7 protein-coding genes are annotated in these 9498 nt (G+C 74.0%); 5 read left to right on the plus strand and 2 right to left on the minus strand.

The features are described 5' to 3' along the window. A partial coding sequence (locus EF918_RS27345) for a transglycosylase domain-containing protein (RefSeq protein ID WP_260610726.1) occupies positions 1–2187 on the minus strand: 2187 nt, incomplete at its 3' end. A 202-nt stretch (positions 2188–2389) separates the two neighbouring features. On the opposite strand from EF918_RS27345, the gene EF918_RS27355 reads away from it, so the two are divergent. From EF918_RS27355 to EF918_RS27375, 5 genes are all read left to right on the plus strand, one after another. After that, a complete protein-coding gene (locus EF918_RS27355; RefSeq protein ID WP_125651583.1) occupies positions 2390–3196 on the plus strand; it encodes an ABC-2 family transporter protein in 807 nt (268 codons plus the stop codon). 109 nt (positions 3197–3305) lie between these two features. Continuing rightward, positions 3306–4070 (plus strand): ABC transporter permease, encoded by a 765-nt coding sequence (locus EF918_RS27360; protein WP_125651587.1) that lies wholly within the window; start codon positions 3306–3308, stop codon positions 4068–4070. Between the two features lie 6 nt (positions 4071–4076). After that, the gene (locus tag EF918_RS27365; protein ID WP_260610727.1) at positions 4077–5066 is read left to right on the plus strand and encodes an ATP-binding cassette domain-containing protein; all 990 of its coding nucleotides are present in this window, start codon (positions 4077–4079) and stop codon (positions 5064–5066) included. A 32-nt stretch (positions 5067–5098) separates the two neighbouring features. After that, positions 5099–5938: a DUF1707 domain-containing protein gene (locus EF918_RS27370; RefSeq protein ID WP_125651575.1), complete on the plus strand. Its 840-nt coding sequence runs from the start codon at positions 5099–5101 to the stop codon at positions 5936–5938. Positions 5939–6315: 377 nt separating this feature from the next. Beyond that, positions 6316–7626 carry a DUF445 domain-containing protein gene (locus EF918_RS27375; RefSeq protein ID WP_260610729.1) on the plus strand — a complete coding sequence of 437 codons (1311 nt, stop codon included), beginning with the start codon at positions 6316–6318 and terminating at the stop codon, positions 7624–7626. A gap of 1419 nt (positions 7627–9045) precedes the next feature. Here EF918_RS27375 and EF918_RS27385 read toward each other — a convergent pair. Further along, complete coding sequence (locus tag EF918_RS27385) at positions 9046–9345, minus strand: hypothetical protein (protein WP_125651580.1); 300 nt, start codon at positions 9343–9345, stop codon at positions 9046–9048. Between the last annotated feature and the right edge of the window lie 153 nt (positions 9346–9498).

Consider the following 9498-nt stretch of genomic DNA (forward strand, 5'->3'; position numbering starts at 1 on the left):
GCCGCTGGGGGGTTGTTCCTCGGGCGGTGGGGGAGGCAGCCGGCCCACGCCCGGTTGGAGGTCGAGTTCGAAGTCGAGCGGATCGCTGTCGGCGAGTGCCGCCTTGGTGTACGCGGCCCAGATCCGGGCCGGGTAGGCGCCGCCGTTGATGCGGGGCTCGCCCAGGGCGCCGTAGAGCGGTTCCAGGGTGCCGGTGTCGGGGTCCTGGCCCATCAGGGCGACCACGGTGACCAGGTCGGGGGTGTAGCCCGCGAACCAGGCGGAGCGGTCCTGTTCGCCGGTGCCGGTCTTGCCTGCCGCGGGGCGCCCGGCGGCCAGGGCGGCGGTGCCGGTGCCGTTGTCGACGACGCTGATCAGCATGGAGGTGGTGGTGTCGGCGGCTTCGCGGCTGATGGCCTGGCGGGGGGTGCGTTCCGGCAGGGCGATCGTGTCGTCCCCCTTGGTGATCTTCTCGACCAGGGTGTAGGGGGTGTACCGGCCGTGGTCGGCGAGGGTGGCGTAGGCCTGGGCCATGTCCAGCACGCTGGCCTGGAGGGTGCCCAGGGCCATGGCGGGGCCGGTGACGAAGTTCGGGGTGCTCTCGGGGATGCCGACGCCGATGGCGGTCTGTTTGACCTTGTCGGTGCCGACGTCGACGACCATCTGGGCGAAGACGGTGTTGACCGACAGGTCGGTGGCGGTGCGGACGGTGATGTTGCCGTACGACCGGTTGTCCTCGTTCTCGGGGGCGTAGGGGACCCGGCTGCCGACCACGGGGCGCCGGTTGTCCCCGTTGTAGTACGTGTTGGGGGTGATCAGGCGTCCGTCCCGGGTACGGGAGTCGTGGTCGACGGCGGCGGCGAAGACGAACGGTTTGAAGGTGGAGGCCACCTGGTAGTCGTGGCGGGTGGCGTTGTTGACGTACTGCCTGGTGTAGTCGATGCCGCCGTACAGGGCGACGACCTTGCCGGTGAGGGGGTCGACGGAGGCGCCGCCGGCCCGGACCACCCGGTCGGCCGGGCGGGCCGCCGGGTCGAGCCGGGAGACCACGGTGTCCTGGACGGCGGCCACGAAGGCGTTCTGCCGGCGTTTGTCGAGGGTGGTGGTGATGACGTAGCCGCCTTCGGCGAGGGTCTTCTCGTCGACGATGCCGTGTTCGGTGATGTAGTCCTTGACGGCCTCGACCAGGTAGCCGCGCTGGCCCGAGAGTCCGGCGGCGGGGCGGACCTTGGCGGGCTCGGGGAACTTGGTGGCGGCCCGTTCCCCGGGCGTCAGCCACTTCTTCTTGACCATGCCGTCGAGGACGTAGTTCCAGCGGGCCAGGGCGCGGGCCCGGGCCTCGGGGTGGGCGACGACGTCGAAGGCGCTGGGCGAGTTGAGCAGGGTGGCCAGGTAGGCGCCCTCGGCGGTGGTGAGTTGGCCGGCGTCCTTGTTGTAGTAGGCCTGGGCGGCGGCCTGGATGCCGTACGCGTTGCGGCCGAAGTAGCTGGTGTTGAGGTAGCCCTCCAGGATGTACTGCTTGGACTTCTCGCGGCCGAGTTTGATCGCGATGAAGAACTCCTTGGCCTTGCGGGTGAGGGTCTGCTCCTGGCCCAGGTAGTAGTTCTTGACGTACTGCTGGGTGATGGTGGAGCCGGACTGGGTGCCCTTGCCGGTGGCGGTGTTCCAGGCGGCGCGCAGCATGGCCTGCGGGTCCACGGCGGGTTCGGAGTAGAACTCGCGGTCCTCGGCGGCGAGTACGGCCTCCTGGACGGTCAGGGGGACCTGGGAGAGCGGGATGTTGACGCGGTTGACCTCGCCGTCGCGGGCGAGCTGGGAGCCGTCGGCGTAGAGGTAGAGGTTGGACTGGGCGGTCGCGGCGGCGTTGGCGGGCGGGATGTCCACGATCAGGTAGCCGGCGACGAGTGCTCCGCCGATCAGCAGGGCGCACAGCAGGACGGTCCCGAGGACCGCCCGCCAGCTGGGGATCGCCCGGCGCCAGCCGGTCCTGCGGCGTCGGCGCCGGCGACCGTCCGCGTCCGGGGCGCCGGGGGCGCCGGGGGCGCCGGGGGCGCCGGCGGTGCCGCGGTCGTCGGCGGGGGAGCCGGAGCCGGCGGCCGGGCCGTCGGACGGGCCGTCCCCGGCGCCCGTGGCACCCGCGGCGCCCGCCCCCACCGGTGTGTCCGGATCGCGAGGGGGCCAGCCCGGTGGGGGTGACTGGTCGCTCATCTCCAGGGCTCCTCGACGCCGTGCGACATGTCCGTGTATGTACCTCATGGTGTCTACCCGATGGCGGCCGAATCCGTGCCGGACGGGCGTAATTCGGTCGCGTGGATCGCCCCTCCGCACTAAGCTCGCGCAGCTTCGCCGACGCGCGGAACGCGTGCCGATGCTGGCAACGACCGAGGAGGGAGTCAGGGTGCGCCTGGACGTGTCCCTCTGGCTCGCCGTGGCCGCGGGCGGCTTCCGGCGCTACGCCACGTACACGACCGCGACGGCGGCCGGGGTGTTCACCAACACCGTGTTCGGGTTCGTCATCGCGTCCACCTACCTCGCCCTGTGGGCCGAGCGGCCGGGCCTGGGCGGCTACGACCAGGCGCAGGCGCTCACGTTCGTCTGGGTCAGCCAGGCGCTGCTGGCCACGTCCGGGCTGATGGGCGGTGGCTTCCACGACGAACTCCAGCAGCGCGTACGGACCGGGGACATCGTCGTCGACCTCTACCGGCCCGCCGACCTGCAGTTGTGGTACCTGGCCGGTGATCTGGGGCGCGCCGCCTTCCAGTTGCTGGGGCGCGGGGTGGTGCCGCTGACCGTCGGGGCGTTCGCGTTCGAGCTGGCGCTGCCCACGGACCCGGCACGTTGGCTGCTGTTCCTGGTGTCCGTGCTGCTGGGGTCGGTGGTGAGCTTCGCGATCCGCTACCTGCTGGGCCTGGCCGCGTTCTGGCTGCTGGACGGGGCCGGGGTGAACCTGGTGGTGACCGTGGCCGCGATCTTCTTCTCCGGGATGGTGCTGCCGCTGAACGTCTTCCCGGGCGCCTTCGGGGAGTTCGTCCGGCTGCTGCCGTGGGCGGCGATGCTCCAGGTCCCGTTGGACGTGCTGATGGGGACCCAGGGCGCGGAGGGGGCCGGCCTGGTCCGGGCCCTGGGTTTCCAGCTCGGGTGGGCGCTGGCCCTGCTGGGGCTGGGCCGGCTCGTGCAGTCGGCCGCGACGCACAAGGTGGTGGTCCAGGGTGGCTGACCGGACGACCCTGCCGGGTCCCGCGCCGACGGGCGGGCTCTTCGCCCCGGCGCCGGGGCCGGCGGGCCGGGCCTGGGAGGGGCTGCGCGGGTACGGGCTGATCGCCCTGATGTGGGTCCGGGCGACCATGACGTACCGGGCCTCGTTCGCGTTGATGCTGGTGGGCAACATGGCCATCACCGGGCTGGACTTCGCCGGGATCTACCTGATGTTCCGGCACGTGGACGTGCTCGGCGGTTTCACGCTGCCGGAGGTCGCCCTGCTGTACGGGCTGTGCTCGACCTCGTTCGGGCTGACCGACCTGCTGATGGGCAACACCGACCGGCTCGGGGCCCGGGTGCGCGACGGGTCCTTGGACACCATGCTGGTGCGGCCGGTTCCGGTGCTGGCGCAGGTGGCGGCGGACCGGTTCGCCCTGCGCCGGCTGGGCCGGGTGGTCCAGGGCCTGGTGGTGCTCGGCTGGGCGCTGACGGCGCTGGACCTGGAGTGGACGCCGGCGCGGGTGCTGCTGGTGCCGGTGACGGTGCTGGCCGGGACGGCGATCTTCAGCGCGGTGATGGTGGCGGGGGCGGCGTTCCAGTTCGTCGCCGGGGACGCGGCCGAGGTGCAGAACTCGTTCACCTACGGCGGCAACACCATGCTCCAGTACCCGCCGACCGTCTTCGCCCGGGACCTGCTGCGCGCGGTGACCTTCGTCCTGCCGCTGGCCTTCGTGAACTGGGTGCCGGCCCTGCACCTCCTCGGCCGGCCCGATCCGCTGGGGTTGCCGGGCTGGGCGGCGTACGCGAGCCCGCTGGTGGCGTTCGCGGTGTTCGTCCCGGCGTCGCTGGCCTGGCGCGCCGGGGTCCGTTCGTACCGGAGCACGGGGAGCTGATCGCTGGTGGACGCGCTGGTCGCGGTGGACGCGCCGGGGGAGACGGACGCGCTGATCGAGGTGGACGACGTACGGAAGGTGTTCGAGGTGCGGCGCCGGGCCGGCCTGCTGCGGCGGGAGAAGCGGCAGGTCAGGGCGGTGGACGGGATCTCGTTCACGGTCGGGCGCGGGGAGATGGTCGGCTACATCGGCCCCAACGGGGCCGGCAAGTCCACCACCATCAAGATGCTGACCGGCATCCTGACCCCGACCGGCGGCCGGCTCCGCATCGCCGGGATCGACCCGGCCCGGCAGCGGACCCGGCTGGCCCACCGGATCGGGGTGGTCTTCGGGCAGCGCACCACGCTGTGGTGGGACCTGCCGCTCAAGGACAGCTACGGCCTGATGCGCCGGATGTACCGGATCCCCGAGGACCGCTTCCGCCACAACCTGCGGCGCTGCGTGGAGGAGCTGGACCTGGGCGAGCTGCTCGACGTACCGGTGCGGCAGTTGTCGCTGGGCCAGCGGATGCGCGGGGACATCGCGGCGGCGCTGCTGCACGACCCGGACGTGCTGTACCTGGACGAGCCGACGATCGGACTGGACGTCGTCAGCAAGGTGAAGGTGCGCCGCTTCCTGCGCGAGCTGAACGCCGAGCGGGGCACGACCGTGCTGCTGACCACGCACGACCTGCAGGACATCGAGCAGCTCTGCGAGCGGGTGATGGTGATCGACCACGGCCGGCTGATGTACGACGGGCCGCTGGCCGGGCTGCACTCGGTGGGGGAGGGCGAACGGACGCTGGTGGTGGACCTGGAACGGGAGCATCCGCCGATCGAGCTGCCGGGGGCCCGGACGGTGAAGGTGGAGGGCCCGCGCCAGTGGCTGGCCTTCCCGGCGAACGCCTCGGCGGCGCCCCTGGTGGCGGCGGTGGCCGAGCGGTACCCGCTGCTCGACCTGTCGGTGCGGGAACCGGACATCGAGGACGTGATCGCCAGGATGTACGCGGGGCGGTGACGATCGCCGAAGGCCTGCATAGGGTGGGGCGCATGAGTGACGAGCGGCCGGAGAAGCCGTTGCCGGAGCAGCAGTTGCCGGAGCAGCAGTTGCCGCAGGATCCGCTGCGCAAGCGGTCCGCGCCGCCCGAGGGGCACGACGGCGGCCAGGGGACGGGGCCGGGCGCGGGAGCGCCGTTGCCGGAGGTGAAGGCGTCGGAGGTGAGGGCGCCGGAGGTGCGGGCGTCGGAGCTACGGGCGTCGGACGCCGACCGGGACCGGGTGGCGGAGCGCCTGCGGGACGCCCTGGCCGAGGGCCGGCTCGACATGCAGGAGTTCGAGGAGCGCCTGGAGGCGACCTACGCCTCCCGTACGTACGCCGAACTGGAGCCGCTCACCCGGGACCTCCCCGCGGCCGGCGGCCCGGCGGCGCCCGTACCGCACCCCCTCGCGGCGACCCCGGCCCCCGGCGCGGACACCCCCTGGCCGGCCCGGATCGGCGGGGCCGGGACCTCGTCGGCGGGCGTGGCGGTGATGTCCGGGTTCCAGCGCAAGGGGCACTGGACGGTGCCGGCCCGGTTCCAGGCGGTGGCGTTCTGGGGCGGCGGCGAGATCGACCTGCGCGAGGCGCGGTTCGAGCAGCGCGAGGTCGAGATCAACTGCGTCGCGATCATGGGCGGCATCGAGATCGTCGTCCCGCCCGGCGTCGAGGTCGACGTCCGCGGCTTCGGCTTCATGGGCGCCTTCGACCAACGCGACACCCCCCTCCCCCCGGACCCCGGGGCCCCACGCGTGGTGGTGACCGGCTTCGCCTTCTGGGGCGGGGTGGAGGTCAAGGTCAAGGCCCGCAAGACCTTGGGCGGCCGCGGGGACCGGCGACGCAAGGAGCTGTGAGGAGCGGGAAGGAGCGGGAAGGAGCTGTGAGGAGCGGGAAGGAGCGGGAAGGAGCGGGAAGGAGCTGTAACGGGCGACCCTGCCCCGGCCCCGACACACGCCGCCCGACACGCGCCGCCCGACACACGCCGCGCCGGACGGGGAACTCCGGACCGCTCCCGGGAGTCGGATGCTATGCAGAGAAGAATGCCGACAGCGAGCGGCGAGCGGCGAGCACCGACCAGGAGCGCGAGCGGCGAGTGGCGAGCAGAGGCCGCCCTCGCAGCGAGCGGCCGGAGCACCGGACGCGCGCGAGCCGGTGATCGGTGAGCGGTGATCCGGGGTGTCCGGTGAGCGGTGATCCGGAGTGATCCGGTGAGCCGCGAGTCGGTGAGCCGGTGAGCCGTGCCGACGGGCCCGGGAAAGGCAGGACGGGAGTGCCCGACACATTCGTGTTCAGTGCGGCCGACGAGGAGCGGCGCCGCGGCGTGCGCCGGATGAAGGCCACGGCCACCGGCCTGCTGGTGCTCGTCGCCCTGGTCTACGTCCTGGCCAAGTGGGCGCAGGCCGGTTCGGCCGGCGGCTGGGCCGGCTACGTGGCGGCCGCCGCGGAGGCGGGCATGGTGGGCGCGCTCGCGGACTGGTTCGCGGTCACGGCCCTGTTCCGCCGGCCGTTGGGGCTGCCGATCCCGCACACGGCGATCATCCCGACGAAGAAGGACCAGCTCGGGGTGTCGCTGGGCGAGTTCGTGGGGGAGAACTTCCTCTCCGCGGACGTGGTCCGCACCCGCCTGCACGCCCTCGGCATCGGCGGCCGCCTCGGCGCCTGGCTCGCGGAGCCGGCCCACGCCGACCGGGTCACGGCCGAACTGGCGACGGCGCTGCGCGGCGCACTGACCGTGCTGCGCGACGCGGACGTCCAGGCGGTGGTGGGCGAGGCGATCACGCGGCGGGCGGAAGCGGTGGAGATCGCTCCGGGCATCGGCAAGACCCTGGAACGGGTCGTGGCGGACGGCGGTCACCGCCGCGTGGTGGACCTGGTGTGTGCCAAGGCCCACGACTGGCTGGTCACCCACGCCGACTCGATCTCCGAAGCGGTCCAGGGCGGGGCCCCCGGTTGGACCCCGCGCTTCGTGGACCGCAAGGTCGGCGAGCGGGTGTACCGGGAGCTGCTGCGGTTCGTGACGGAGATGCGGGACATGCCGCACCACCCGGCGCGGGCGGCGGTGGACCGCTTCCTGGGGGACTTCGCGGTGGACCTCCAGTCGGACAGCGAGACGCGGCAGCGGGTGGAGCGGCTGAAGTCCGACATACTGGCGCGCGACGAGATCCAGGACGTGATCGCCTCGACCTGGTCGGCGATCCGTACGATGATCATCTCCGCGGCGGAGGACGAGCAGAGCGAACTCCGCCTCCGCGTCCGCGCCTCCTTGATCTCCCTGGGCACCCGCCTGGCCACGGACGGCCGCCTCCAGGCCAAGGTGGAGGGCTGGATCGAGGGCGCGGCGGTCTACGTGGTGACGACGTACCGCGCGGAAACCACCTCCCTGATCACGGACACGGTCGCCGGCTGGGACGCCGAACACACCTCCCGCAAGATCGAGGCCCACATCGGCCGCGACCTCCAGTTCATCCGCATCAACGGCACCGTGGTGGGCGCCCTGGCAGGTCTGCTGATCTACACGGTGTCCCGGGCGCTGGGGGCGTAGGCGGAGCTTGGCGGGGCCTTGACGGAGGCCGCACGGGTGGCCCCGGCGAAAGCCGGGGCGGGGCCTTGGCCAAAGCCGGGGCGGGGCCTTGGCCGGGCTTTGGCCGGGCTTTGGCCCACGGGCCGACTCGGCCCCTCGTGCCCTTAGCTGGGGCAGGGCCTTGGCGAAAGGCAGGGGCGGCCCCTGGCCTCCGGCGGGGGCGGTGCGCCTTGCGGGGGCGTGCCGGTGGTCCTGAGCCGGGGCTTGGCCGGGCGGCGCCTTGGCTGGGGCGTGGCGTCCTGCGGCCCGGGCTTGGCCGGGGTGGCGGGCTTGGCCTCCGGCGGGGCGAGTGGGTTGGCCCCAGGGCGGCCGGGGAGCCTGGCCGCTGTTTGGCGGGAGCCGGCCGGGTGGCCGTATGGGCCCGTGGCGGGCCTGGGCGAGTGGCCCCGGCGAAGCCCCGGCGGGGACCTGGCGGTGGGCAGCAGGCCCCGGGGTCGGCGCGCCTTGCGGGGAACTCTGCCGGGCTCCGGCTGGGTGATCGCCCGGGTGCCGGTGTGTCCGGCCGGCCGGTGGTCGGCAGCAGCCCGCCCCCCGGTCGCCTGTCGCCGGAACGGGGCGCCGACCCGTCGGCCGGCAGTCACGACCCGGTTCCTGCCGGCTGGGGTACGCGTGGTCGGCTCGGCGCTGCTCGGCGCTGCCGGCAGCTGAGAAACCGGCAGGTCGCATCCGCCTCGCCCGGCAACCGGGCCGGCGCGCCGCGCCTGGCCGGATCGTCCGGTCGGCCGGCCTGCGGCCGGTGCCCTGGCAAGGCCGGACGGAGCGCTCATGCCGGGCCGTCGCCGGTCGGCGGGGCATCCGCCGGGTGCTGCGGCAGGGTCAGGGGCGCGGGCGCTACGGCGCAGGGCGAGCCAGATCCTCACCTGCTGCCGGGCTGCGGCCGGGTGCTGTAGCAGGGCCAGTTGGGCGCTACGGCTCTGGTCGACCTGGTTGGGAGGCCGCAGTTGGGTCGCGTAGCAGGACCAGGTAGGGAGCGGGCGCTACGGACGGCCGAGCCGGGCCGTCGGCGGTCGGCCGGTCCAGGCAGGGGACGCCCAGGGTTCCGGCAAGGGGCGTCCGGATGCTCCGGCAGGGCGCGCCAGGTGTCCCGGCAGGGACGCCCGGGGGCCGGCAACGGGCGCCCGGATGCTCCGGCACGGGGCGCGCGGCGGCCCGGCAACGGGCGCCCGGACGCTCCGGCAGGGCGCGCCCGGGGGGCCCGGCAACGGGCGGCCAACTGCTCCGGCAGGGGGCGCGCGGGGGCCCGGCAACGGGCGGCCAAGTGCTCCGGCAGGGCACGCCAGGTGTCCCGGCAAGGGACGGCCGGGGCTCCGGCAAAGGACGGCGGGGCGCCCCGGCCGGGGAGGTCGGGGCGCCTTCGCCGGGGCGTGGCCCCCGGCGGCGTCAGCCGCGGTCGGCCACGGCCCAGGTGGTGGCCGCCACCACACCGGCCGCCGTGAACACCGCCGGCCAGGCGCCGATCTTCTTCGCCAAGGGATGGGCGCCGGCGAAGCCGGCCACGTACAGCGCGCTCAGGGCCGCCGTCGCCGGCGCCCCCGCCCGCCGGTGCCACTCGCGCCCCGCCGCGGCGCCCGCCGCGGCCAGGACCACCCCGCCCAGCGGCCGCTTCCGCGTCCACCGCGCGACCGCGTACCCGCCGACCAGTCCCGCCGCGGCCACCGCCGCCGTAGGTACCTGCTTCATGCTCGTCCCGCCTTCCCCGTGACCGGTCATCCTGACCGTCCGACCGTCCGACCTTCCGACCTTCCGACCTCGGGCTTCCGGCCTCCGGCTTCCGGCTTCCGGCCTCCAACCTTCCTGCTGATCGAGGCTAACGCGCCGCCTGCCCCGCCCGAG

The organism is Streptomyces sp. WAC06614, from assembly GCF_003949795.1.
Classification (GTDB): domain Bacteria; phylum Actinomycetota; class Actinomycetes; order Streptomycetales; family Streptomycetaceae; genus Streptomyces.